Source organism: Brachybacterium paraconglomeratum, assembly GCF_003994255.1.
GTDB lineage: Bacteria > Actinomycetota > Actinomycetes > Actinomycetales > Dermabacteraceae > Brachybacterium > Brachybacterium conglomeratum.
Window position 1 is genome coordinate 1 of the sequence record NZ_ML133868.1, and the last position, 22,094, is coordinate 22,094.

21 protein-coding genes and 1 pseudogene are annotated in these 22,094 nt (G+C 71.0%); 12 read left to right on the forward strand and 10 right to left on the reverse strand.

The annotated features are described in order from the left end of the window. Nucleotides 1–339: 339 nt before the first annotated feature. From DS079_RS16585 to arsB, 3 genes are read right to left on the reverse strand one after another with little or no spacing between them, the layout of a single operon-like run. Complete coding sequence (locus DS079_RS16585) at nt 340–1,659, reverse strand: FAD-dependent oxidoreductase (protein WP_126988878.1); 1,320 nt, start codon at nt 1,657–1,659, stop codon at nt 340–342. 26 nt (nt 1,660–1,685) lie between these two features. After that, nucleotides 1,686–2,114 (reverse strand): arsenate-mycothiol transferase ArsC, encoded by a 429-nt coding sequence (locus DS079_RS16590; RefSeq protein WP_126988879.1) that lies wholly within the window; start codon nt 2,112–2,114, stop codon nt 1,686–1,688. A 23-nt stretch (nt 2,115–2,137) separates the two neighbouring features. Then, nucleotides 2,138–3,229: an ACR3 family arsenite efflux transporter gene (arsB, locus tag DS079_RS16595; RefSeq protein ID WP_126988880.1), complete on the reverse strand. Its 1,092-nt coding sequence runs from the start codon at nt 3,227–3,229 to the stop codon at nt 2,138–2,140. An 81-nt stretch (nt 3,230–3,310) separates the two neighbouring features. Between arsB and DS079_RS16600 the strand changes: the two genes are divergently transcribed. Next, entirely contained in the window at nt 3,311–3,676 is a 366-nt protein-coding gene (locus tag DS079_RS16600) for an ArsR/SmtB family transcription factor (RefSeq protein ID WP_126988881.1), read from the forward strand. A 26-nt stretch (nt 3,677–3,702) separates the two neighbouring features. Continuing rightward, the gene (locus DS079_RS16605; RefSeq protein WP_126988882.1) at nt 3,703–4,134 is read left to right on the forward strand and encodes an arsenate reductase ArsC; all 432 of its coding nucleotides are present in this window, start codon (nt 3,703–3,705) and stop codon (nt 4,132–4,134) included. A 270-nt stretch (nt 4,135–4,404) separates the two neighbouring features. Here the strand turns inward: DS079_RS16605 and DS079_RS16610 are convergent, their stop codons facing one another. Next, nucleotides 4,405–4,797: a hypothetical protein gene (locus tag DS079_RS16610; protein ID WP_126988883.1), complete on the reverse strand. Its 393-nt coding sequence runs from the start codon at nt 4,795–4,797 to the stop codon at nt 4,405–4,407. Nucleotides 4,798–4,914: 117 nt separating this feature from the next. Here DS079_RS16610 and DS079_RS16615 point away from each other — a divergent pair, with 117 nt between their 5' ends. The 9 genes from DS079_RS16615 to DS079_RS16655 all read left to right on the forward strand — a co-directional run bounded on the left by DS079_RS16615 (nt 4,915) and on the right by DS079_RS16655 (nt 14,836). Then, nucleotides 4,915–5,766 carry a WXG100 family type VII secretion target gene (locus DS079_RS16615; RefSeq protein WP_126988884.1) on the forward strand — a complete coding sequence of 284 codons (852 nt, stop codon included), beginning with the start codon at nt 4,915–4,917 and terminating at the stop codon, nt 5,764–5,766. A gap of 40 nt (nt 5,767–5,806) precedes the next feature. Next, complete coding sequence (locus DS079_RS16620) at nt 5,807–6,313, forward strand: hypothetical protein (protein WP_126988885.1); 507 nt, start codon at nt 5,807–5,809, stop codon at nt 6,311–6,313. Then, on the forward strand, nt 6,310–7,044 hold the full coding sequence (locus tag DS079_RS16625; RefSeq protein WP_126988886.1) for a hypothetical protein: 735 nt from the start codon (nt 6,310–6,312) through the stop codon (nt 7,042–7,044). The genes DS079_RS16620 and DS079_RS16625 overlap by 4 nt, the downstream gene beginning before the upstream one ends. A gap of 402 nt (nt 7,045–7,446) precedes the next feature. Next, nucleotides 7,447–7,944, forward strand: coding sequence for a GNAT family N-acetyltransferase (locus DS079_RS16630; RefSeq protein WP_126988887.1), 498 nt, complete (start codon nt 7,447–7,449; stop codon nt 7,942–7,944). Between the two features lie 196 nt (nt 7,945–8,140). Then, a complete protein-coding gene (locus DS079_RS16635; protein ID WP_164736311.1) occupies nt 8,141–9,124 on the forward strand; it encodes a Gfo/Idh/MocA family protein in 984 nt (327 codons plus the stop codon). A 233-nt stretch (nt 9,125–9,357) separates the two neighbouring features. Then, nucleotides 9,358–10,146 (forward strand): SH3 domain-containing protein, encoded by a 789-nt coding sequence (locus DS079_RS16640; RefSeq protein ID WP_126988889.1) that lies wholly within the window; start codon nt 9,358–9,360, stop codon nt 10,144–10,146. Between the two features lie 79 nt (nt 10,147–10,225). Continuing rightward, nucleotides 10,226–12,046 (forward strand): hypothetical protein, encoded by a 1,821-nt coding sequence (locus DS079_RS16645; RefSeq protein ID WP_241237705.1) that lies wholly within the window; start codon nt 10,226–10,228, stop codon nt 12,044–12,046. Next, nucleotides 12,043–12,903 (forward strand): thioesterase family protein, encoded by an 861-nt coding sequence (locus DS079_RS16650; RefSeq protein ID WP_206516191.1) that lies wholly within the window; start codon nt 12,043–12,045, stop codon nt 12,901–12,903. The genes DS079_RS16645 and DS079_RS16650 overlap by 4 nt, the downstream gene beginning before the upstream one ends. Before the next feature lie 253 nt (nt 12,904–13,156). Beyond that, a complete protein-coding gene (locus DS079_RS16655; protein ID WP_126988890.1) occupies nt 13,157–14,836 on the forward strand; it encodes an FGGY family carbohydrate kinase in 1,680 nt (559 codons plus the stop codon). 165 nt (nt 14,837–15,001) lie between these two features. Here DS079_RS16655 and DS079_RS16660 read toward each other — a convergent pair whose 3' ends face one another. The 3 genes from DS079_RS16660 to DS079_RS17775 all read right to left on the reverse strand — a co-directional run bounded on the left by DS079_RS16660 (nt 15,002) and on the right by DS079_RS17775 (nt 16,973). Beyond that, nucleotides 15,002–15,463 (reverse strand): VOC family protein, encoded by a 462-nt coding sequence (locus DS079_RS16660; RefSeq protein ID WP_126988891.1) that lies wholly within the window; start codon nt 15,461–15,463, stop codon nt 15,002–15,004. A 170-nt stretch (nt 15,464–15,633) separates the two neighbouring features. Then, nucleotides 15,634–16,050, reverse strand: a complete 417-nt coding sequence (locus tag DS079_RS16670) for a (R)-mandelonitrile lyase (RefSeq protein WP_126988892.1) — start codon at nt 16,048–16,050, stop codon at nt 15,634–15,636. Nucleotides 16,051–16,358: 308 nt separating this feature from the next. Then, nucleotides 16,359–16,973, reverse strand: a complete 615-nt coding sequence (locus DS079_RS17775) for a hypothetical protein (protein WP_241237706.1) — start codon at nt 16,971–16,973, stop codon at nt 16,359–16,361. 270 nt (nt 16,974–17,243) lie between these two features. Here DS079_RS17775 and DS079_RS17780 point away from each other — a divergent pair. Continuing rightward, a pseudogene (locus DS079_RS17780) lies at nt 17,244–17,675 on the forward strand (HNH endonuclease); the annotation flags it as partial. A gap of 515 nt (nt 17,676–18,190) precedes the next feature. On the opposite strand, the gene DS079_RS16680 reads toward DS079_RS17780, so the two are convergent. The 3 genes from DS079_RS16680 to DS079_RS16690 all read right to left on the reverse strand — a co-directional run bounded on the left by DS079_RS16680 (nt 18,191) and on the right by DS079_RS16690 (nt 21,851). After that, the gene (locus tag DS079_RS16680) at nt 18,191–19,897 is read right to left on the reverse strand and encodes a glycoside hydrolase family 13 protein (protein ID WP_126988893.1); all 1,707 of its coding nucleotides are present in this window, start codon (nt 19,895–19,897) and stop codon (nt 18,191–18,193) included. 71 nt (nt 19,898–19,968) lie between these two features. Continuing rightward, nucleotides 19,969–20,895 carry a carbohydrate ABC transporter permease gene (locus DS079_RS16685; RefSeq protein ID WP_126988894.1) on the reverse strand — a complete coding sequence of 309 codons (927 nt, stop codon included), beginning with the start codon at nt 20,893–20,895 and terminating at the stop codon, nt 19,969–19,971. A 2-nt stretch (nt 20,896–20,897) separates the two neighbouring features. Continuing rightward, the gene (locus DS079_RS16690) at nt 20,898–21,851 is read right to left on the reverse strand and encodes a carbohydrate ABC transporter permease (protein WP_126988895.1); all 954 of its coding nucleotides are present in this window, start codon (nt 21,849–21,851) and stop codon (nt 20,898–20,900) included. Nucleotides 21,852–22,094 lie beyond the last annotated feature (243 nt).

Below are 22,094 nucleotides of genomic sequence, written 5' to 3' on the forward strand. Positions count from 1 at the left end.
TGGGGCACGTCGAGGTCTTCCAGATGGCGAGCGTCAGAACTTCCATCATCGGGAGACCTCGACGTCTATCCCGGCACCGACGCGCCCACCCCGTGACCCGCACCTACACCCTCAGATGCGAAGAGCCCGATATCCGCGATGAGAGTCTCGCGGGAACGGCAGTCCGGGGTCGGGGCTGATTCCACCGCACGGCAATCTTCGGGATCGAATTTTCTCTGTGGGGCATCGGTCAGTTGCTCTACGGCGAAGTTTGGGCGCGCGCTCGGAATCTAGTTACCTGTTGGGTTTTTGCAGACGGCTAGCAATCGCGCTGGGTTGTGGTCCGGTGCAGCACGATTCCTAGCTGGGTGCGGACGCTCCGCAGACGTCGGTCGCCTTCGTGGGCGCATCGCAACTGCCGCCGAGGTCGGTGGTGCACACGCCGGTCTCGGGCAGTTCGAGGCGGACCGCGTCTGCTGCGTCGCGGTCGCCGGCGAGAGACGCTGCGATGGAGCGGACCTGCTCATAGCCGGTCGCCATGAGGAACGTGGGGGCGCGTCCGTAGCTCTTCATGCCGACGATGTAGAAGTTCTTCTCGGGGTGGGCGAGGACTCTTTCCCCGTGAGGCTCTACAGATCCGCAGGAGTGGAACTCGGGGTCGATGAGCGGTCCCAGTTGGGCGGGGGCCTCGACCGCCGGGTCCAGGTTCAGCCTGAGCTCGGAGAGCATCCTCAGTTCAGGACGGAACCCGGTCGCAGGCACCAGCACGTCCACAGTGACCTCGCGCTCTCCGTCCGGGGTCACAGCGTGAACGGTCAGCGCGTCCTTGCCGGAGAAGCGGGTGATGGTGAAGGAGGTGAGGACCTTGATGCGTCCGGAGTCGACCAGCTCGCGCAACTGGGAGCCGAGCGCTCCTCGGGCCGAGAGCTCGTCCTGTTCACCGCCGCCGTAGACGCGGGTGAGGTCCGCGGTGCGGACGGCCCAGGTGATCACGGTGGTCGAACCCAGTTCTGCGAGGTCCAGCAGGGTGTTCGCGGCCGAGTGGCCAGCGCCGGTGACCATGACGCGCTTTCCGGCGACACGATCGCGATCACGACCCAGCACATCCGGCAGCGGCGGGGTGATGCGGCCCGCAGCGACGGCCTGTCGTTCACCGGGGGCGAGGAGACCGGCCTGGCCCAGCGGGTTAGGGGTGGACCAGGTGCCGGAGGCATCGATGACGGCGGAGGCTAGGACGTCTTCGCTGTGTCCGTCAGCGGTCTCGGTCCGGATGAGGAAGGGGGTCTCCTCCCGGCGTGCGGTACGCGTCCTGTCCATGCCGGCGCGGGAGACCGCGGTGACGCGTGCTTCGTAGCGGATCGACTCGGCAAGCTGCGGAAGCTGGGCGAGGGGCTCGAGGTACTGCTCGCGCAGTTCGTGACCGGTCGGCAGGGCGTCAACGTCGGGAGCGGTCCAGCCGTCGGCCTCGAGGAGTCGCTGCGCGGCGGCATCGAGGTTGTACTGCCACGGGGAGAAGAGCCGCGTGTGCCCCCACTCGGCGATCGCCGCTCCTGCTGCGGTCCCGGCCTCGAGGACGAGGAACGGCAGGCCGCGCTCGGAGAGGTGGGCGGCGGCCGACAGGCCGATGGGGCCAGCGCCGATGACGACGACGGGATTCGAGTTGGTTGCGGTGGTCAGCATGAAGGGTCTCCTTGCTGCGGGCGCGGTCAGTTCGCGGTAGCGATGAGGTCGTTCAAGAGCGCACGGACGCGGGCGTCGATGTCGTCCCGCACCAGGCGCATGCGCTCCATCCCTTCGATGCCCCGCTGGGAGGGCTCATCGGTGTGCCAGGTGGTGACCGGCGCGGTCATTCTCTCGACGGGTTCGATGACGGCTTCGCCGCCGATGACGATCACGTGGTCGACGCTGCGCAGCAGCTCGGAGGTGACCGGCTGCGGGACGGCGGAGGACATGTCCGCGCCGACCTCGGCGATCGCCTCCGCGGACTGGGCATTGATGGCGGTGCCGGGGCGGGTGCCGGCGGAGTGCACCTCGACGGCATCTCCGGCGTGATGGCGCATGAGGGCGGCTGCCATCTGGGACTTGCCGCCGTTCTTCACGCACACGAACAGGACTGCGGGGCGTTTCGCGGTCATGGTGACTCGATCTCTCTGCTGGGTCATCGGGTGGGAACGGTCGCGTCGCCGGGGAAGAGCCGGCGGCCCATCGCGAGAGCGACGTAGACGAGGGCGACGAGGACCGGGACCTCGATCAGGGGGCCGACGACACCGGCGAGGGCCTGGCCGGAGGTGACGCCGAAGGTGCCGATGGCGACGGCGATGGCGAGCTCGAAGTTGTTGCCCGAGGCGGTGAACGCGACGGTCGTGGACTTGGCGTAGTTCAGGCCGATCGCCCGTCCGAGCAGGAAGGACCCCAGAAACATGACCACGAAGTAGACCAGCAGCGGCAGAGCGATGCGGGCCACGTCTCCCGGGGCGGAGAGGATCGCGTCGCCCTGGAGAGCGAACAGCAGCACGATGGTGAACAGCAGCCCGTACAGCGCCCACGGGCCGATCTTCGGGAGGAACCGCTCCTCGTACCAGGCCCGACCCTTCGCCTTCTCCCCGAGGACGCGGGTCAGGAACCCGGCGACCAGGGGGATCCCGAGGAAGATCAGCACGCTGAGGACGATCGCGCCGATCGAGAACTCGGCCGACGTGGTCGGCAGCCCCAGCCACGACGGCAGCGCCTGGAGGTAGAACCAGCCCAGGGCTCCGAAGGCGATCACCTGGAAGACGGAGTTGATCGCGACCAGTACGGCGGCAGCTTCGCGGTCACCGCAGGCGAGGTCGTTCCAGATGAGCACCATCGCGATGCAGCGCGCGAGGCCGACGATGATCAGGCCGGTCCGGTACTCCGGCAGGTCGGCAAGGAAGATCCACGCGAGGCCGAACATGAGGGCCGGTCCGACGATCCAGTTCAGCACCAGCGAGGTCACCAGCAGGCGTCGGTCCGCGCCGATGCGCCGGGTCTCGTCGTAGCGGACCTTCGCCAGGACCGGGTACATCATCACCAGCAGCCCGATCGCGATGGGCAGGGACACAGACCCGATCTTCACCGCCTCCAGCGCGGTGTTCAGGCCGGGGACGAACCGCCCCAGCAGGAGTCCCACGGCCATGGCGGCCAGGATCCATACCGGGAGCCAGCGATCGAGGAAGGACATCTCCTTCATCACGCGCGGCTGCTCCACATCCTTGGTGGTCGTGCTCATCAGGCCCAGACACCTTCCATCGACGGTTATCGATGAGTACGCTATGTTCCACATCGATGACTGTCAATGTAAGGTGAGGGCATGACCACGACGACCGACGCCACAGCCACCGGATTCGCGGCGAGGACCGGCTCTGAGGAGTGCTGCACGCTGTCCGCAGGTCCGGTCGACACCGTCGACGCCGAACGGATCGCCTCCCTGCTGAAGGCGCTGTCCGACCCCACGCGGCTCCGGCTCCTCTCCCACGTCGCCGCCCAGGGTTGCGAGTCGGTCTGCGCGTGCGATCTCACCGAGCCGCTCGGCATCAGTCAGCCCACCGTCAGCCACCACATGAAGAAGCTCGTCGACGCCGGCCTGCTCACGCGCGAGCAGAAGGGCCGCTGGGCCCACTACTCCGTCGTCCCGTCAGCCTTTGCCGAACTCCGCGCGTTCCTCGACATCGCCTGAACCTCACCCCCGGCCGGGAGGCTCCCATGACCGCTCGCCCCAGCGTCTTGTTCGTCTGTGTCCACAACGCCGGTCGATCCCAGATGGCAGCCGGGTGGCTGAGAGAGCTCGCCGGGGACCGCATCGAGGTCCGCTCCGCCGGGTCTGCGCCCGCCGACTCGATCAACCCCGCAGCGGTGGAGGCCATGGCGGAGGTCGGCATCGAGATCTCCCACCAGAAGCCGAAGATCCTCACCCCCGAATCCGTCCAGGCCTCCGATGTGGTCATCACCATGGGATGCGGCGACGCCTGCCCCTACTACCCCGGCAAGCGGTACGAGGACTGGAAACTCGAGGACCCAGCCGGCAAGGGCGTCGCGGAAGTCCGCTCGGTGCGCGACGAGATCCGTACCCGCATCGAGGAGCTCATCGGCAGCTTGCTGTCCCGCGAGCCACTCGACATTCCAGTCCAAGGTTGAGGAAAGCCGAGCGCACGTGTGACTAGGGCTTCTGGGGACACCATCCCCAAGGAACAGATGCCGACTCGTCTCGAACACCTCTTGACAGCAACGCTGACAGTGACGCGATGGTGTCCGTCGCGCTTCGGGTAGCAGTACGAGCCCTCTGACCTGCTTGTACACGCTCTGCGGCCGATGCTCTGGCGGACTTTTCATCCGCTAGTCGTGGGTTCGATCCCCACCGGGCCCACCAACGGGGGAACGTGACATCGACGTCGGCCACGAACGCCCTCAGACCCGGCGGAGCCCGTGCTTCGCGCGGTTCTCCCGGCGCTCACGACGCAGCTCCCGTGCCCAGTGCGGGTACATCCCCTCCGGCAGCGGGATTGCCGAGATCTGCGTGATGAGCAGTGCGAGGAACAGCGGGATCGACAGCAGGGCCGCCGGGATCCGGAGGAGACCGTCGGCGACGGGGAGAGCCGCCAGGGCGAAGCACAGGCAGAGGCCCGCGAGGGCGGGCCAGCCCAGCACCGTCATGCGCTCCTGGGACGTGCGAGGGAACATCCCGTCCCCCATCCAGCGTCGCGCTGTCGCGCTGCGGCCGAGCCTCCGCCAGATCACGTACACGACGATCGCCAGCGCGATCATCACGGCAGCGAGAGCGAGCAGCAGGTAGGGGATCACCCCAGCAGTCTGCCAGCCGTCCGGAGAGGGTCCGCGATCGCGGACGCGATGCGGATGGGGAGTCCTCCCCATTGCCGATGTCGGGCACGGGCAGAATGCTGGGGCGATCACGACGAGATGCGGAGGAACGAGCACGTGGGCTTCTACGGGATGGACACGGCGGAGACCGAGGCCTTCGGCGAGCTGCTGGGCACCGACCGGGCGAGGATCTCGTCACGGATCGACGAGCTCGCCGGGGTCATCGCCGGGCTCGACGGCTTCTGGCGCGGCCCGGATGCCTCGGCCTTCTCCTCCACCTGGGAGTCCCTCCGCGGTGGCGCCATCACCTCGGCGCTCGACCGCCTCGAGACGATGCGCATGGAGCTGCGGGATCACATCGAGGAGCAGGACACGGCCTCCGGAGACAGCGAGTCGGTGCCCGCCGGAAGCGGAGCCGGGGGCGAGGCCGCGGGCGATGACTCCGGGGGGCTCCCCTCGTTCCCGGGCGCGTTCCTGCCCAACGATTGGGAGGACGCGCTCGGTCAGGGGATCGGGGCGCTGGGGACCGGGCTCGACGCGCTCGGCGAACGTCTCCCGAGCTATCTGTACGAGACCCGGGCGGCGGACATCTTCGCCCGAGGCGGCGAGGATGCCCTGGTCCCATTCCTCAAGAACGCGGACATGTTCCGCGTCGCCGGCGAGGTCGCGGGCCCTATCGGCGACGTCGTCGGGGGAGTCGCAGCAGGGTGGGATCGTTGGGAGGCCGACGCATCGGATCCGAGCCTCAGCGACGGCGAGCGATGGGGCCGGGCCCTCCTGGACGGCGGTGCCAACATGGGCGGAGCCATGGGTGGAGCTGCCGCGGGGGCGGCGATCGGCAGCGTCGTCCCGGGCGTCGGCACGGTGATCGGAGGCGTGGTCGGCGGTATGATCGGCGGCTGGGCCGGCGGCGGCCTCGCGAACTGGGGCGTCGATGCGCTGCTCGACTGAGCGGAGCGGGACGGTCCGGCGCGGGACGACGGGAGGGTGCATGACGGACTCGGGCACTCGACGTGAGATCGCCTTCGTGGAGGGGATCCCGGAGGTCGCGCTGTCGTTCGAGGTCCCCGGGAGCTGGAGCCCGGAGCCCGGCGGCGGCACGGTCGCCCTGGCCGCCATGCGTCCGAAGGAGGTCTCCGGCCCTTTCATGGACAACGTGGTCGTGACGATCGAGCGGCTCGACGAGGGCATGCCGACCGCTCTCGAGCTCGTGCACGGCGCGATGCGTCTCTGGATGAACGGCGTCGTGCAGGACCTCCACGTCATCGACGAGCGCCCGCTGCCCTTCGTGGGCCGGGACGGGATGTTCCTGGCGTACCTCCAGACGACCGAGCAGCACGTCTCGGTGATCACCCGTCAGTGCATCACCGTCGTCGCCGATGTCGTCGTCGGGGTCTCGCTCACGTCGTTCCCGTTCCGCGACGCCGAGGCCGAGGAGCTGTTCGAGGATGTCCTGGCGTCCTGCGCGCTGACGACGACGGAGGAGGCAGGGCGATGATCGAGGTCTCCTCGGACGGCACCACGTTCCGCGGCACGGAAGTGGAGATCGAGCATCTGCATCGTCGACTCGCCGAGGCAGTCGACTCGCCGGCCCCGGCGCAGCTCGTCGGAACCGACGTCGACCATGCGGAGCGGCTCCGGGCCGAGCTCGTGGCCGCGATGGGGGCGGCGATCTCGTCACCCGTCTTCGCGCTCGGCCTGGACGTCTCGGGTCCCGGAGGGCTCCAGACCCACTCGTTCGTCGTCGGGCGGGACGGGATCGTGGTCCGACTCAGCCCTGTGCGCGACGGGGACGTCGAGCTCAGCGCCTTTCCCATGACGCTGCTCCCCGGAGCGATGACCCGAGTGGTCCGCTTCCTCCCCGGCCGCCCGCCGGCACACGACGCGCCCGCCCTGGGGTTCGCGCCCCAGGCCGTCGTGGACCTCACGGATCCGGCGCCTGACGTGCGCAGAGATGCCTGGGACGGCGTGCGACCCGTGCTCGAGGGGGCGGGTTACCCGGGGAGCGAGGACTCGTCCTGGCAGATGGTGCAGTCCCGAGCGACATGGACGCGCACGGATGGTCGGACGGCCGACGAGTTCTCGGTGCATCTGCGCTGGGAATCCCACTATTTCGTCGTGGTCGAGAGTGAGACCCAGGTCGACCTGGTGCCGGTGCCCTCGATCACCGCATGGGAGGCCATGGTGCAGGTGCTCCCCGGCTCTGCGGAGATCGCCCGACCGGCCTGAGGCTCGCGGACGGCGCGTCCCCCTTGCCGGCATGGGGAGGACTCGAACTCCCCGAAGCGTGCTCTCGCCAGGGAGCCGTGGGCGCCATCCGATGCTCTGGGGAGAGACATCATCCACAGAGCGTGCTCCTACGGCCGTTCGGGTGATGAATCCACCTCGCGTCGTGGAGCACTCTCCTCCGCGGCGTCTTCGGGAACGCTCGAGAGGCGGCACGATGATGCCGACAGGGCCGACGTGCGATGCAGCGCCGGTGATCGTGTACCTCCCCGTGACTCCGCTGGCCGTCGCCGTGTCGATCGAGGTCGCGCGGAATCGCTGAGCGAACGGTCCTGCTGTGCCGTGGCGCCCGCCGCGGGTCCCGAGCGGCCCCGACGACGTCGTGCGAGTGTCCATACTGGCCCGATGGGCCTCCGCCCCTGCACCGCCGCAGATCTGACGGTCCTGACCGAGAAGTGGCCCGTCCCGGGAGGCGTCCACGAAGCGCATGCGTCGAATGCGGCGCACGGCTCCTCGGACTACCTCGTGGCATGGCGCGACGGTGAGCCCCTCGGCTCCGCGGTGATCCGGTGGACTGGATTCGTCGGCGCCGAAGGGCGAGTCGCGCATCCCGACGCCGTGGAGATCTGCCATCTCCAGGTCCGGCCGGAGCATCGGGGGAGAGGCGTGGGGACCGCCCTGATCGCCGAGTCCGAGCGACGTGCCGAGGAGCGCGGCCGCCTGCTCCTCGCCGTGAAGGTCGGCGAGGACAATCCTGGCGCACGGAGGCTGTACGAGCGTCTCGGGTACCGGGCCACGGGAACCGTCGATGTCAGCGAGTACGACTGGGTCGACGACGACGGAAGGACACACCACACCATCGAGCGCGATGAGATCCTCCTCCAGGACATCGCGACGGAGTGAGGCCCGCGCTCGAGGCCGGCTCGTCGCGAGTCGCCCTTCGACGATCACGACGGCGGCCCACAGGGCGAGCGATCGGAGGAGTCGGATACCGTTCGACTCCCGAGGCTCGCAGCCAGTTCGCGCGCAGCGACACCGCGTCGGCCAGCAGCTCCTGAGCCCCACGGCCACCGCGCCACCGACACGAAGAGGACACGTCATGCGATTCGCGCTCCTGGGCACCGGTCGGATCAGCGGATGGTTCGCCAGGACCTGCCACGACTCCGGCATCGCCGAGCCCGCGATCGTGTACTCGCGCTCGCAGGAGCGAGGCGAGGAGTTCGCGCGTTCCCACGACATCGCCGCCTGGAGCGATGACCTCGACGCGATCCTCGCGGATCCGGAGATCGACGCCGTCTACGTCGCGAGCCCCATCCCCGCGCACGCCGCCCAGGTGCGCCAGGCGCTCGCGGCCGGCAAGCACGTGCTGTGCGAGAAGTCGCTCGCGGTGGACCTGGGCGAGGCGGAGGAGCTGGTCGAGGCGGCGAAGAAGGCGGACCGCGTCCTGCTCGAAGCAGTGCGCCACATCCACGACTCGGCGATGGAGACCATCCGTGCTCACCTGCCGGAGCTCGGCCGGATCTGGAGCGCCTCTTTCGAGATGATCCAGTACTCCAGCCGCTACGACGCCTTCCGCTCCGGCACGGTCCTGAACGCCTTCAACCCGGAGCTCGGCATCTCCGCCCTCGCGGACGTGGGCATCTACCCGCTGCACGCGGCCGTTCAGCTGTTCGGCGCCCCCCGCCGCACCGCCGCGATGACGCTCAGCCTTCCCAACGACTTCCAGGCCAGCGCCACTGTGCTGCTGGACTGCACCAGCACCGTCGTGACCTGCCGCTACTCGAAGGTCACGCACGGTGTCACCCCCAGTGTGATCGAGGGCGAGGACGCGACGATGACCATCGACAAGATCGCTGAGCCCTCCGAGATCGGCCTCCACTACCGCGACGGCCGCACCCGCACCCTCATGTCCGTCCCGGCGCGGCGCCCCGGCGACACCATGACCGGCGAGCTGGAGGTCTTCGCACAGCTCGTCGAGGCGCACGACGTCGACCACCGCTTCCACGCGCAGACCCTCGCGGTGCAGGCGATCGTCGACGAGATCACCGCACAGGCCGGAGAGAGCGCCCCGCCCGTGCGCTGACCTATGCGATCACGGGGTCAGGGCCCGGCCCTCGACGCTCCCCGAGGGCTCCTGCCACGCGGGCGCGCGACCCTATGCCCGTCGGCCTCCGAGGTCGATGGGCACCTCTCCCCATGGGCGAGGGGTTGTGACCCTCGTCGCGCCGTGCCTAGGTTCGAGGGTGCCGACGTGGGGGAACGATCCGGCGACGGCGCCGTCCGACGAACCCGAGATCCTTGAGGGGACGAAGAACGATGACCACCACCAAGCTCACGCACCGACTGGCCGGCGGGGCCGCGGCCTCGGCGCTCGCCGTCGCGGGCATGGCCGTGCTCGCCCAGCCCGCGCAGGCTGCCGCACCCGGCACCACCACCGACCAGCTCACCATCCGCTCCGGCACCAGCACGGGCTCCGCCGCTCTCGGCACGATCCCCGCCGGCACCACCCTCGACCTCGAGTGCCAGACCGCGGGGGAGGCCGTGCAGGGCACCTACGCCAGCGAGTACTGGGCCAAGGTCAGCTACGACGGCGTGGACGGCTACGTCTCCCGCGCCTACGTCACCGTCCCCGACGCCGCCGGTCTCGGCGAGTGCGGCGGCGGCGATCCCGCCCCCGAGGACCCGGGCCTCTCCGCCGACCGCCAGGAGGTGCTCGACCGCGGCCAGACCTGGGTGGACCGCAACGTGCCCTACTCCATGGAGGCGTACACGAACGGTCCCGACGGCCGTCAGTACCGCACCGACTGCTCCGGCTTCGTCTCGATGGCGTACGGCCTGGACACCAGCTACTCCACGGTGACGCTCACCGAGCACTTCACCGAGATCCCGAAGGACGACTTGCAGCCGGGCGACATCATCGGCAATCTCGGCCCGGGCTCCGGCGGCGCCGCCGGTCATGTCGTCATCTTCACCGGCTGGACCGACGACTCCAAGACCTCCTTCACCGTCATCGAGCAGGCCGGCGGCGTCGGCGGCGTCGCGCGCACCCACACCTGGGGCACCGACTTCTGGAACCAGAACGCCTACCGATACAACGGCTTCTGAGCCCCGCCCCTCCGGCTAGGCTCGCGAGCGGGGGAGTGCAGCAGCACTCGCACGCACCACGCACGTGAGAGGGGCACGCATGTCGCAGCCGAACCAGCCCGACGACGGCCAGGGGAACGGGACCGGCCACGGACAGGGAGGCACGGGGCAGGACGGGGGAGGGTACGGCTACGGCATGACCACGCCCGCAGCCGCACCGCCGCCCGGTCCCGCCCCGTCACCCGGTCCTGCCCCGTCGGCCGGTTCCGCCCCGTCGGCCGGTCCCTCCCCGTGGGCGGGGCAGGGGCCGACGGCGGGGACGGAGCCCTCGACGGCTCCGCCCTCCTCGCCCGGGCCTCCGCCGTGGAGCGGCTCCGCCCCGTCGGCCGCGCCCGGGCCGTGGGGATCCTCCGCGCCCTCCGCCCCGGGCCCGTCGTCCGGCCCCGGCTCGCCCGCTCCCGGCGCCGTGGCCGTCGCCGGCCAGCAGACCCTGTCGGCCGCGCAGGCGACCGCCACGCTGCGGAAGGTCGGGATCGGCACCCCGGTGCCCACCCTCGTCACCGGTGCGCTCGCCTATCTCGTCGCCCTCCTCGCGGCGCTGGTCGTGATCGTCTCGGCGGTCCTCGCCGTGCTCACCGCCGACACCGGCGCGAGCACGGACCCGACAGGCGGCGCGGCCGCCCCGGCCACCGACGACGCCGGATCCGCGGGGATCATCGGCCTGCTCGGGATCCCGTTCCAGCTGGTCGCCCTCGGGAGCTTCGGCTCCTACGACGCCGAGCTGCAGATGGGCTTCCTGGGGAGCCTCTCCCTGAGCTGGCGCGGCCTGCCGCTGCTGATCACCGCGGCGATGACCGTCTTCGCCTTCCTCGCAGCGCGCACCGCCCAGCGGCGATGGAGCTCCAACGGGCCGCTCGGCGCGCTGCTGTGGTCCGGCCTCTCCGGTCTCGGCGTCGCCCTGGTCGCGCTGCTGGTCACGCGCCTGACCGCGTTCTCGATCGAGGACCCCGCGAACGGCCTCTCCCTCTCGATGCACGCTGCTGGGGCCGACATGTTCTTCGGCACCTGGGCACTGATCACCCTGCCGCTCCTGCTCGGCCATCTCGCGGGGATGCGCAAGCCCGCCTGGTGGCCGCTGGTCGCGGACCTCGCCGCCGCGCCCCGCCTCGTGCTCGTCCACGCCCTCGCCTTCGCCGTGCCCGTCGGCCTCCTCGCCCTCGCGGCCGGGGCGATCGTGCAGATCGTCGACGGGGAGGGACGCTCCGTGCTCGGCGCGCTGCTGGCGCTGCCGCTGTGGGGACCGACCGCTCTCGCGCTCCTGCCGGGCCTCGGGATGCTGGTCGTGCCGGTGCGCGCCTCCGCCCGGGGAGACGTGGGGGACCTCGGGCTGGGAAGCGGCCTCGCGCCGCAGAGCGGCACGCAGAACCTGTGGTTCGTCGACCTGCCCTGGTACGTGTGGCTGCCGATGGTGCTGACCGCCCTGCTCGTGCCGCTGCTGATCGCGCTGCTGTGGCACCGCGACCGGGAGATCCCGGCCGGGAACGTGATCGCGCAGGTCACCTCCTGGGCGGCGCTGCCGCTCGCCTACACGTTCTGCTCGCTGGTGCTTCTCGCGCTGGTGCACGTGCGGATGGACGCCGAGATGGGCTTCCTCGGCGCGATGGGCGTCTCGATGTCCCTGGCCGCCTGGATGCCGGTGGTCGCGTTCTTCCTCGGCCTCGCCGTCGAGGTGATCGCGCGCTTCGGCGCTCCCTTCGTGGACCGCTTCGTGCCCGGCCCGCTCGTGAACTGGTTCCGCCGCTCGGCGCGGGCGCGCCGCGCCGAATCGGCCGCCCCGGCCGCGCCCGTCGGGGAAGATGGACGGTCGTGGACGGCATCGAGCGCAGCGCCCCGCACCGGGGACGGGAGGAACCAGGGATGACAGGTCAGGAGCAGGGACAGCAGGGCGGGGCCGGGCTGGAGGCGATCGGCGAGGACCGCGCCGCCGGCTCCGAGGCGTACTTCGTCCAGGTCGGCCCCGACACCTACCTGCCCAGCGAGCACGCGGGCGGCGCGTGGAGCGACGACGAGCTGCACATCAGCCCCGTCGGCGCCCTGCTGGTGGAGCATCTCGAGCGCTGGCGCGCCGAGCACGCCGACCCCGACAAGGTGCTCGGACGGCTCTCCATCGACATCCTCGGCCAGCTCCGCCGCGGGCCGATCGAGCTGTCCACCCGCATGCTCCGCCCCGGCCGCACCATCGAGCTGCTCGAGACCACCGCCGTGATCGCCGGGCGTGAGACGCTCCGCGCCCGCAGCTGGGTGATGTCCGCGCAGCAGACCGCCGAGGTCGCCGGCACCGAGCTGCCGCCGCTGCCCGGACCCGAGGGACTGCCCGAGCGGAGCATGGCGGAGGACTGGACCGGCGGCTTCATCCACAGCATCAGCCTGCGCGACGCCGAGCCGAAGCGGCCCGGACGCGGCCGCAGCTGGCTACGCGCCGAGCATCCCCTGATCGAAGGCGAGGAGGCCGGCGAGCTCGCCACCTTCCTCATCCCCGTCGACGCCTCCAACGGCATCGCGGTGCGCGAGACGCCGCGCGAATGGATGTTCCCGAACCTCGACCTCACCATCCACCTGATGCGCCGGCCGACGGGCCGCTGGCTGGGCCTGGACACCACCGTCTCCTTCGGCCCCACCGGACAGGGGCTGACCAGCTCGGTCCTGCACGATCAGGAGGGACCGCTCGGCTCGGTGCAGCAGACGCTCACCGTCCGCCCCATCCCTCGCCAGGCCTGACGAGTCACCTGCCGATGGCAGATTCTCCGAGATCATCGACGCGTGTCCGCCGCCCTTGCGGCTCGACCGCTGCTCCGGACTGACGGGCCCACGGCAGGACGGCCGGCATCCCGCTGCGCTTCGTGGTCAGCGACAAGATCCAGCTCGAGTTCGAGCTGTCCCTGATCAACCAGGGCTGAGCCGGACACTCGCAGTGCGATGAGCGGGCGGCGTCGGGGAACGGCGCCGCCCGCTCACGCATACCCTGACTGCCATGCCGCACCTGCTCTGCCTCGACCTGGGGACCTCCGCCGCGAAGGCCGCGCTCCTGGACCTGGACGGCACCGTCCATCTCCGGGCGGAGGCCCCGTACCCCACCCGCCACGCGGCCGACGGGACCGCGGAGCAGGACCCCCGTGACTGGGAGAGCGCCGCCCGCGCCGTGATCGTCGAGCTCCTCGAGGCGGCGCCCGCCGCGAAGGCGTCGGGTGATGGCGCGGCGCCGGCGCCCGTGCCGGATACGGCGCCCGACGTCGAGGTGGCGGCGCTCGTGCTCACCGGGCAGATGCAGGACCTCGTCCCCGTCCCGCGCTCGGGTGCCGCGAGCATCGCGATCCTCTACTCCGACACCCGCGCGGCCGCCGAGGCGGCGGAGCTGCGCGCCGCGCTCGCCGCGGACGGCGTCTCCTGGGACGCGCTGACCGGCAACCTGCAGGACGCGACCAGCTGCGCCGCGATGCACCTGCGCCTGCTCCGGGCGGCCCCGGAACAGTTCGCGGACCTGCAGGGCGTCGTGTTCGGCCCGGCCGGTTACCTCGTGGCGCGGATGGGGCTCGGGCTCTGGTGCGATCCGACGACCGCCGCGACGACGGGACTGCTCGAGGCCCGCACCCGCGACTGGTCGCCTGCAGTCGCCCGCGCCGCCGGGCTCGATCCGGCTCTGCTGCCCGCGCTGACCGGTGCGGCAGGTCAGGTCGTGGGACACGCCGGCGCGGAGGCGACGGCGCTGCTGGGCGTGCCGGACGGGCTGCCCGTCGTGCTCGCCCCGGGAGATGCGGGCGCCACGACCTGCGGGATCGTCGGCCTCGCGCCGGGCGACGCCTACGTCTACCTCGGCACCAGCGGATGGCTCGCCTCGGTGCTGCCCGGGGCCGGGACGTCGCCGACGGGGGCACAGGACGCCGGCGGGGAGTCCGACGGTGAGGAACCCGACGGCGTGGAGTCGGCCGGCGCGGGGTCAGCCGGTGAGGATTCGGCAGGCGAGGGGGCAGCCGGTGAGGATCCCGCCGGCGTCTCGCACCACCTCGCTCTCGGAGCGTCGTCGGCGACCGCCGAGCCCCCGATCCTGCGGATCTCCGCGCTGCTCTCCGCCGGCGCAGCCGCGGACTGGGCCCGGCAGGCTGTCCTCGACGGCGCGGACCCGGGCCGGGCCGATCAGTTGCTCGAGGCGCGGGAGCAGGAGCGCGGGCGCGGTCCGAGCGGGCTGCTCGCCCTGCCCTCGATCGTGGGGGAGCGGTTCCCGGTCCGGGACGCGAGCCTGCGTGGCGCCGTGGTCGGGATCGACGCGGGGACCCGGGGCATCGATCTGTACGCCGCGCTGCTCGAGGGCGTCGCACACGGACTCGCCCACGCGCTCGAGTCCGAGGGCGACTCCTCTCCGCGTCCGCTGCCGGTGACCGGGGGCGGCGCCGCCTCCGCGCCCTGGCTGCGGATCCTCGCCGACGTCACCGGCCGACCCGTGCGCACCGTCGACGGGACCGACGCCGCACTGCTCGGCTGCGCCCTCGTCGCCGCGGAGGCGCTCGGCCTGGACCACGCCCTGGTCCCGCTCGGCGCCCGGCAGGAGGCGGCGACGATCGTCCCTGACCCGTCGGCCGCAGCGCAGCATGCCGCGCTGCGGCCCGCTCACCGTGCTCTGTACGACGCGGCCGCGCGGGTGCAGCGGCTCCGCTGAGACGACGCCGGTGCGCCGCTCGGACGACGCCGTCGCGCGGGTGCGGAGGCGACGGTGCAGTCTCTCGGGCGTAGCGGTATCGCGGGTGGCGCGGGCGCACGCATGCGGGGATGGGGGGATGACGGCTCGGGCACGAGTGTCAGAAGAGATGCCGAGCAGCCTGCGTCAGTCGAGGCAGAACTCGTTGCCCTCCGGGTCGGTCATCACGATGAAGCCGCCGCTCATCGGCGGTTCGGGCTCGTGGCGCCGTACTCGCATCGCACCGAGCGGGAGGAGCCGCTCGCACTCCGCCTCGAGCGCCGCCATCCTCGCCTCGCCCTCGAGGCCGGGCGCGGCTCGCACATCGAGGTGGACGCGGTTCTTGGCGACCTTCTCCTCGGGGACGCGCTGGAAGAACAGCCGCGGCCCGGCCCCCTCGGGGTCCTCCAGTGCGGAGACGTCGTTCCGCTCGGATGTCGGCACGCCCAACCCGTCCAGGAACTCTTCCCAGGCGGCGAGCGCGTCACGGCCCGTCGTCGGGTCGAACCCCGGCGGGCCCGGATGCACGTAGCCGAGCACCTCCTTCCAGAACATCGAGAGGCTGCCCGGGTCGCGGGCGTCGAAGGTGACCTGGAACGTGGCGTTCATGGGGACTCCGTCGTCGAAGGGGAGAGCAAGGGGCACTGACACAGTGATCGTGTCCGGGTGGAAGGACGGATCCTGTCCTCAGAGATGAGCCGAAGCCGAAGCCGAGGCCGGAGCCTGAAGCGGAGCCCGAGCCCGAAGCAGAGCCCGAGCCGGAGCGGGCACGGTGCCGCTCAGTTCACCTGCGCGGCCTCGTTCGCGCGGGCGAACTCCTCGTCGGTGACCGGTTCGAGCCAGGTGACCGTCTCGCCGTCCTCGTCGGCCTCCTGCGCGGCGATGTGCGCCATCCGCGTCCCGGCCATCGCGCCGTGCCAGTGCTCGTCGAGGGGCGGGATCCAGGCGGTGCGACCGGGCTCGAGAGTCTGCACATCCCCCGCCCGCGTCACCACCAGGCCCACGCCTGCGGTGCCGTACAGGGTCTGGCCGCGCGGGTGGGTGTGCCAGTGGGTGCGGGCGCCGGGCGCGAAGTGGATGTGGGCCATCGCGAGGCGGGACCCCTCCATCGGGCCGCGCAGCGCCTCGTGGAGCACGGAGCCGGTGAACGCGTCGGCCGGTGCCTGGGCGGACTGGGGGACGGGGAGCTTCTGCATCGATGCCTCCTCGGCGAGCGGTGGTCCCCATGAGATACCGGACGGGTGCGCAGGGGCAAGGGTGTGGACGGACGGGCCGGTCCGGGAAACGGCTCGTTCCTCCACAGGGAATTCTGGACGGAATTGCTGCTTCGCGGTGATGTGGAGGAACGGTCGGTGCGGGAGGCGGGGGAGTGGTGGGAACGGTGTGCATCCAAGCGTGCAGGTCATAGGCGTTCGAAGTGTGTCGGCGCCGACGTGTCGTGGACTCTTCTCCCGGTGTCGGGAGAATCGTGCTTCGGCGCTGTCCACAATTTCCGTCGGGCCTTTCATCTGCCAGGGGTGCGCGGGAGGATGGGGCCATGACAGCGACGACGCCCCCGCAGCCCGCCCCGGAGCAGCACGCTCCGGAGCAGGTGCTCGCCGCGCTGCATGCGGGCGGTCCGTCCTCGCTCGCAGAGCTCCTCGGGGACGTCGACCACCTCCTCACCTCCCTTGCGATCGACCCGCAGAAGATGTTCGAGGTCGGCGCTCGGCCGCGGCAGGAGATCAAGAACCTGCTGGACATGATCCACGGCGCGCTCAGCTCCCTCGCGGCGCTCGAGGCCCGCACCCTCGTCACCTTCGCCGAGGCGCACCTCCGCGACCGGATCGAGGCGGCACGGGACGACGTCGCCCACGAGGACGACTTCCTCCCGCCGCTCGAGCAGCTCATCCGCCAGGCCGATCGACGAACCACGGCCGACATCACCCTCGCCACCCACCGCTCGCCCTCCGCCGCGAACTCGAGCCTCGCCGCCGCCCGCCGCCTCGTCGGCACGATGCCCCGCATGCTCTCCGCGCTCGGGCGCGGCGTGATCACCCCCGGCGTCGCCTACGCCGCGGCCACCACTGCCGCCCCATTGACCGACCAGCAGCGCCGCGATGTGGACCAGGTGCTCCACGAGCGCCTGCCCGAGATGGAGGGCGCCGGCGTCAAGGCCTGGCGAGGAGCGGTCGTGGCCGCCGTCGGCGAGCTCGACCCCGACGGAGCCGCGCGCCGGCACCTGATCGCCCGCCGCTCCCGCCACGTCACCCTCACCCCGGGCGAGCACGGCATGGCGACCCTCAGCGCCCATCTTCCCGCCCTCGACGCGAAACGCGTCCACAAGCGGCTCTCCCTCGAGGCCGAGCGACGCAGGTCCGAGGGGGACCGGGAAGGCCACGGCGCGATCATGGCCGATGCGCTGGTCGCGACCCTGCTCGGCCGGGACAGCGGGCTCGAGCTCGAGACCCTCGACGTCGGCGTGATCATCACCGACCGGGCCCTGCTCGCGCCCGAGCACGGCGACGCGGCATACATCGAGGGCTACGGGCCGGTGCCCGCCGAGGCGCTGCGCGAAGAGCTTCGCGCGGCGCTCTCAGAGCCGGAGGACCCTACCTGCGACCGCTACGGCCCGGAAGGGCCACAGGTCCGCGCCGTGCTGAGGAAGCTGTTCCAGCACCCCACGCGCGGGGAGATCGTCGCCGTCGAGTCGAGAGCCCGCGAGTTCCCGCCGGCCCTGAAACGCTTCCTCCACCTGCGGGACGGACGCTGCCGCGCTCCGTACTGCGACGCGCCAGTGCGCCAGTACGACCACATCGTCCCGCACAGCCGCGGCGGTGCGACCAGCCTCGACAACGGCCAGGGGCTGTGCGGACACGACAACCCCGGCAAGGAGGACGCCTACGCGACCGTCGAGCGCCTCGGCGACCAGGCCGCCGACGGCCACCAGGTGGAATGGACGAGTCACAGCGGGGCGAGCGTCGTCCGACGGGCCCAGCGCCTCGGGCCGACCGCCTTCGTCGTGATGCCCGACGACTCGCAGGCACGGGAAGCGACAGCGGCGGGCAGGCCGGAAGGCGCCGGCGAATCCGACGGGGAACCGCTCGAGACCAGCGGTCTCGCCGACGGGGAAGAGGGCGGGATCAGCGGGACCGCGGACGCGGAGGCCTGCACCATGACCCGCCCGATGAGCGCTCAGGTGCTCACTCGCACGATCCCGACCCGCCCCGTGCGGGCAGCGGGCCCCTCCGGACAGAACAGCCCGCAGGCACCCGCGCCCGGCAGGATCCGTCACGACGAGGGGCGATCCGGGAGGTCATCCACGGGATCGCCCCTCGCCGCGAGAGTCCGCCGGGCTCAGCCCGCCGAGCGCCGCAGCCAGGCGGTCGTCGCGCCCGGCAGCAGGATCTCGTCGTCCTTCCCGCCCTCGAGCGGGCTCGAGGCGATCAGCACCTCGCCCTCCGGCAGCGCGACCGGCGCCTCGCCGAAGTTCGTCACCGACAGCCAGCCACCCGGACGCTCGAAGGCCAGCACTGCCCCGATCGAGAGAGTCTCGTCCCAGGTCAGCGACTCCTCGGACTGCAGCTCGCGGCGCAGTCGGAGCGCGGCCCGGTACATCTCGAGCGTCGAGCCGCGCACCCCGTCCTCGGCCTCCACCGAGAAGTCCGCGAACCATGCCGGCTGGGGGAGGTGCGCGCCGCCCGTGCCGAAGCCGAACGACTCACCGGTGCGCGTCCACGGCAGCGGCACCCGGCAGCCGTCACGGCCCAGGCCGTCGAAGCCGCGGTCCTCGGCGGTGGTGCGCCAGAACGCGGGGTCCTGCCGCTGCTCGTCGGGGATCTCGGCGACCTCGTGCAGGCCCAGCTCCTCGCCCTGGTACAGGTACGCGCTGCCCGGCAGCGCCAGCTCGAACAGCGTCGCCGCCCGTGCCCGGCGCAGCCCCAGCGCACGGTCGATGCCGTCCTCGGGACCGCCCGCGAGCACCCACTCCGCGCCCTGCTTCACGTCCCGGCCGGCCCGCGGCGGCAGCCCGTACCGCGTCGCGTGGCGCACCCCGTCATGGTTCGAGAACACCCAGGTGGTGGAGGACCCGGTGACCTCGGACTGCGCGAGGTTGTCGGTGACGATCTCCCGGAAGTGCGCGGCGTCGAAGTCCGCCTCCATCAGGTCGAAGTTGAACGCCTGACCCAGCCCCTCGGGGCTCGCGTACTTCGCGCGACGCTCCGCCGTCTCCACCCACGCCTCGGCCACCGCGATGCGCGGCGGATCGTAGCGGTCGAACAGCTCGCGCCACTCCGCATAGATCTGGTGCACGTCGTCCCGGTCCCACAGCGGATGCGTGCCGTCCTTCGGCATCTCCTTCAGCTCCGCCTTCGACGGCAGCACCTCCGTCAGATCCTTCGCCAGGCCGTGGGCGACGTCGATCCGGAACCCGTCCACCCCGCGGTCCGACCAGAACGCGAGAGTGCGCAGGAAGTCCTCGTGCACCTCCGGGTGCTTCCAGTTGAAGTCCGGCTGCTCGGTCGCGAAGGAGTGCAGGTACCACTGCCCGTCGGGAACCCGCGTCCACGCCGGGCCCGAGAAGATCGAGGTCCAGTCCGCCGGCGGCTCCTCGCCGTCCTTCCCCCGCCCGTCGCGGAAGATGTAACGCTCGCGGGCGTTGGAGCCCTTCGGCGAGGCGAGCGCCTCCTGGAACCACTCGTGACGGTCCGAGGAGTGGTTCGGGACCACGTCGACGATCAGGCGGATCCCGACGCCGTGCAGCGCCGCGACCATCTCGTCGAACTCCTCGAGCGTTCCGATCCGTGGATCCACGTCGCGGTAGTCGTCCACGTCGTAGCCGCCGTCGGCCAGGGCCGAGGGGTAGAAGGGGCTCAGCCACACCGCATCCACGCCGAGCTTCTGCAGGTACGGCACGCGGGAGATGATCCCGCGCAGGTCGCCGATCCCGTCGCCGTTGCCGTCCGCGAACGACCGCGGATAGATCTGGTAGACGGAGGCCTGGCGCCACCAGTCGGCGTCGGCCTGGAGCGCGGCGGGGAGGGGATGGGGAGCAGTGGTCACGAGGGGAGAACCTCCGGTCGAGTGGGTGTGGTGGTCAGGTGGTCAGCGGGTGCGGTGGTGGCAGGACAGCATCACTTGATCGCGCCCTGGGTGAGGCCCGACATCACCCAGCGCTGTGCGAACAGGTACACGATGATCGCGGGGGCCATCGCCATCAGGTACGACGCGAAGGCCACGTTGTAGTTGTTGCTGAACTGCGTCTGGAACATGTTCTGCAGCACCGGGACGGTCTGCAGGGACGGGTCGGAGATGATCAGCGAGGGCATCATGAAGTCGTTCCACGACTGGATGAAGGCGAAGATCCCGACGGTCGCGCACATCGGTCCCAGCAGCGGCAGGATCAGCCGCCAGAACACCCGCCAGGTGCCGGCGCCGTCCATCCGCATCGACTCCTCGAGCTCGAGCGGGATGGTGCGCAGGAACGCGGTGAACAGCAGCGTGTTGAACGCCATCGCGAAGGCGACGTGCAGGATCGCCACGCCCAGCGGGTTGTCCAGCCCCAGAATCCCGGTGAGCTGGATCTGCGGCAGCGCCACCACCGGGAACGGGATGAACATCGCCGCCAGCAGGTAGAAGAACGACCAGCGGAACAGCCGACGGTCCCAGTTGCGCACGATCGCGTACGCCGCGAGGGATGAGATCACGATCTCCCCGGCCACCGCGACCACTGTGATGAACAGCGAGATCGCGAAGGCGCGCGGGAAGTTCGTCAGGCTCCACGCCTCCGCGAAGCTCGACAGGGTCAGCGGCGAGGGGAGGCTGAACGCATTGCCGTCGACGGCCTGCTCGGTGGTCTTCAGCGACATGTTCACGGTGACGAAAAGCGGCACCAGCACGGTGAGCGCGCCGAGGATAAGCAGCGCGGTCGTCGTGACGTTCACGCGGTCGCGGCCCACCCGACCGCGTCGGCGGCGGCGCGGAGTCGGGGCGGTGCTCGAGGACGAGCCCGAAGGCGAGCCGGAGGACGAGGCGGGTGCGAGGGGTGCGGCGGTCGACATGTTCAGAGCACCGTCCTTCCACGGGTGAGGCGGAGCTGGAGGCCCGCGAGCGCGATCGAGATCAGGAAGAACACCATGGCGTTGGCCATCTGGTAGGCGTAGTCCCCGCCATCGAAGCCGCGGAAGATCGACATCGCGACCGAGCGGGTGGCCACTCCCGGCCCACCGTCGGTGAGGCCGACGATGATGTCGTAGGCGTTGAGGTAGTTCTTGAAGCCGAGGATCGTGTTGATGACGACGAAGCCGGAGACCAGCGGCAGCGTGATGTGCCACAGGCTCTGCCGTCCCCTCGCGCCGTCGATCGACGCCGCCTCGTACACATCGGCAGGGATCGTGACGAGTCCGGCGATGTAGATCAGCATCGTCGCGGGGATGGACTGCCAGGCCGTCACGATGACGATCGCGACCCATGCCCAGTCTTCGTTCGCCAGGATCGAGACCGACAGCGCCTCGGAGCCGAGCGCCTCGCCGAGCATCGGCACGGTGTTCGCGAACAGGTACTGGAACACGAACGCGATGACGATCCCGGAGATCACCATCGGGATCACGTAGATCGTGCGCAGCGCCGCGGTGAAGCGGATCCGGGAGGTCAGCCCGAGCGCCAGCAGGAACGCCAGCGCGTTCACGAGCACGACGGTGACCAGCGCGAACCCGAGGGTGAACAGGTAGGAGTCCAGGATCCCCTGGTCGCGGAACATCGCGATGTAGTTCCGCAGCCCGATGACGTCCCAGTCCCCGAACCCGATCGAGTTCGTGAAGCTGTAGGCGAAGCCGAGCACGGCCGGGAGCGTCACCGCGAGGGTGAACAGCGCCAGCGCCGGCAGGAGGAAGAGGTAGTAGAGAGGGTCCGTGCGGCGCCGCGAGGGGCGCAGGGCGGACCCGCGCCCGGTCGCCGGGGCGTCCGAGGCCGTGCCGTCCGCGGCCCCGGGCTCGCGCGTCGGTGTCGTCGTCGACATCGGTGCTCCTTGTCGTGGGGTCGTCATGCGCTCACTCCCGGAAGGCCAGGCGGGCCCAGTCGGCGTCCATGCGGGCCAGGACCGGTTCGGGGTCGGCGCCGCCCGCGATCGATTGGAGGCTCTTCGCATCTGAGGGTGTAGGTGCGGGTCACGGGGTGGGCGCGTCGGTGCCGGGATAGACGTCGAGGTCTCCCGATGATGGAAGTTCTGACGCTCGCCATCTGGAAGACCTCGACGTGCCCC

Excerpts from the sequence above, each read along its gene's own strand:
- DS079_RS16585 (WP_126988878.1), bottom strand. The coding sequence starts at position 1,659 with ATGCTGACCACCGCAACCAACTCGAATCCCGTCGTCGTCATCGGCGCT.
- DS079_RS16590 (WP_126988879.1), bottom strand. The coding sequence starts at position 2,114 with ATGACCGCGAAACGCCCCGCAGTCCTGTTCGTGTGCGTGAAGAACGGC.
- arsB (WP_126988880.1), bottom strand. The coding sequence starts at position 3,229 with ATGAGCACGACCACCAAGGATGTGGAGCAGCCGCGCGTGATGAAGGAG.
- DS079_RS16600 (WP_126988881.1), top strand. The coding sequence starts at position 3,311 with ATGACCACGACGACCGACGCCACAGCCACCGGATTCGCGGCGAGGACC.
- DS079_RS16605 (WP_126988882.1), top strand. The coding sequence starts at position 3,703 with ATGACCGCTCGCCCCAGCGTCTTGTTCGTCTGTGTCCACAACGCCGGT.
- DS079_RS16615 (WP_126988884.1), top strand. The coding sequence starts at position 4,915 with ATGCGGAGGAACGAGCACGTGGGCTTCTACGGGATGGACACGGCGGAG.
- DS079_RS16620 (WP_126988885.1), top strand. The coding sequence starts at position 5,807 with ATGACGGACTCGGGCACTCGACGTGAGATCGCCTTCGTGGAGGGGATC.
- DS079_RS16625 (WP_126988886.1), top strand. The coding sequence starts at position 6,310 with ATGATCGAGGTCTCCTCGGACGGCACCACGTTCCGCGGCACGGAAGTG.
- DS079_RS16630 (WP_126988887.1), top strand. The coding sequence starts at position 7,447 with ATGGGCCTCCGCCCCTGCACCGCCGCAGATCTGACGGTCCTGACCGAG.
- DS079_RS16635 (WP_164736311.1), top strand. The coding sequence starts at position 8,141 with ATGCGATTCGCGCTCCTGGGCACCGGTCGGATCAGCGGATGGTTCGCC.
- DS079_RS16640 (WP_126988889.1), top strand. The coding sequence starts at position 9,358 with ATGACCACCACCAAGCTCACGCACCGACTGGCCGGCGGGGCCGCGGCC.
- DS079_RS16645 (WP_241237705.1), top strand. The coding sequence starts at position 10,226 with ATGTCGCAGCCGAACCAGCCCGACGACGGCCAGGGGAACGGGACCGGC.
- DS079_RS16650 (WP_206516191.1), top strand. The coding sequence starts at position 12,043 with ATGACAGGTCAGGAGCAGGGACAGCAGGGCGGGGCCGGGCTGGAGGCG.
- DS079_RS16655 (WP_126988890.1), top strand. The coding sequence starts at position 13,157 with ATGCCGCACCTGCTCTGCCTCGACCTGGGGACCTCCGCCGCGAAGGCC.
- DS079_RS16660 (WP_126988891.1), bottom strand. The coding sequence starts at position 15,463 with ATGAACGCCACGTTCCAGGTCACCTTCGACGCCCGCGACCCGGGCAGC.
- DS079_RS16670 (WP_126988892.1), bottom strand. The coding sequence starts at position 16,050 with ATGCAGAAGCTCCCCGTCCCCCAGTCCGCCCAGGCACCGGCCGACGCG.
- DS079_RS16685 (WP_126988894.1), bottom strand. The coding sequence starts at position 20,895 with ATGTCGACCGCCGCACCCCTCGCACCCGCCTCGTCCTCCGGCTCGCCT.
- DS079_RS16690 (WP_126988895.1), bottom strand. The coding sequence starts at position 21,851 with ATGTCGACGACGACACCGACGCGCGAGCCCGGGGCCGCGGACGGCACG.